Raw genomic sequence first — 1237 nt, forward strand, 5'->3', positions numbered from 1 at the left:
AAGGGTCTATACATGGCTAAGGCTAAATTTGAACGTAATAAACCGCACGTAAACGTAGGCACCATCGGTCACGTTGACCACGGTAAAACTACTTTAACTGCAGCAATCACAAACGTACTGGCTAAGCACTACGGCGGTCAGGCATTTGCTTTCGATCAAATCGACAAAGCACCTGAAGAAAAAGCCCGTGGTATCACTATCAACACGTCACACGTTGAATACGATACGCCAACACGTCACTACGCACACGTAGACTGTCCTGGTCACGCCGACTATGTTAAGAACATGATCACCGGTGCAGCGCAGATGGACGGAGCAATTCTGGTAGTAGCAGCGACAGACGGCCCGATGCCACAAACACGTGAGCACATCCTGTTATCACGTCAGGTAGGCGTACCGTACATCATCGTGTTCATGAACAAGTGTGACATGGTAGATGACGAAGAGCTGTTAGAGCTGGTAGAAATGGAAGTGCGTGAGCTTCTTTCAGACTACGACTTCCCGGGTGATGACCTGCCTGTGATCCGTGGTTCAGCGCTGAAAGGCCTGGAAGGCGATGCCGAGTGGGAAAAGAAAATTCTGGAGCTGGGCGAAGCGTTAGATACGTATATCCCTGAGCCGGTACGTGCGATTGACAAGCCGTTCATCATGCCAATCGAAGACGTATTCTCAATTGCTGGCCGTGGTACAGTAGTAACAGGCCGTGTAGAGCAAGGTATCGTAAAAGTAGGCGAGACAGTAGAAATCGTAGGTATCAAAGATACAGTAGCGACGACTTGTACCGGTGTAGAAATGTTCCGTAAGCTGTTAGACGAAGGTCGTGCAGGCGAGAACATCGGTGCGCTGTTACGTGGTACCAAGCGTGAAGACGTAGAGCGTGGTCAGGTACTGGCGAAGCCGGGTTCAATCAAGCCACACACTAAGTTCGAAGGCGAAGTGTACGTATTGTCAAAAGAAGAAGGCGGTCGTCATACTCCGTTCTTCAAAGGCTACCGTCCACAGTTCTACTTCCGTACTACAGACGTAACTGGCGCTGTAGAACTGCCGGAAGGCGTAGAAATGGTAATGCCAGGCGACAACCTGAAGTTTGTTGTTGAGCTGATTTGCCCAATCGCGATGGACGAAGGTTTACGCTTCGCAATCCGTGAAGGCGGCCGTACAGTAGGTGCTGGTGTAGTATCAAAAATCATCGCTTAATCAGCGATAGATAAGAAAAGGCCCTGCGGGGCCTTTTTTA

1 protein-coding gene is annotated in these 1237 nt (G+C 49.8%); it reads left to right on the forward strand.

Features of this window, described 5'->3' with window-relative positions:
* Positions 1-12 precede the first annotated feature (12 nt).
* Positions 13-1197, forward strand: coding sequence for an elongation factor Tu (tuf, locus tag HRH59_RS19135; protein ID WP_173502856.1), 1185 nt, complete (start codon positions 13-15; stop codon positions 1195-1197).
* Positions 1198-1237: the final 40 nt, after the last annotated feature.

Source organism: Rheinheimera lutimaris (genome assembly GCF_013283795.1).
In the GTDB taxonomy this organism is placed as follows: Bacteria; Pseudomonadota; Gammaproteobacteria; order Enterobacterales; family Alteromonadaceae; genus Alishewanella; species Alishewanella lutimaris.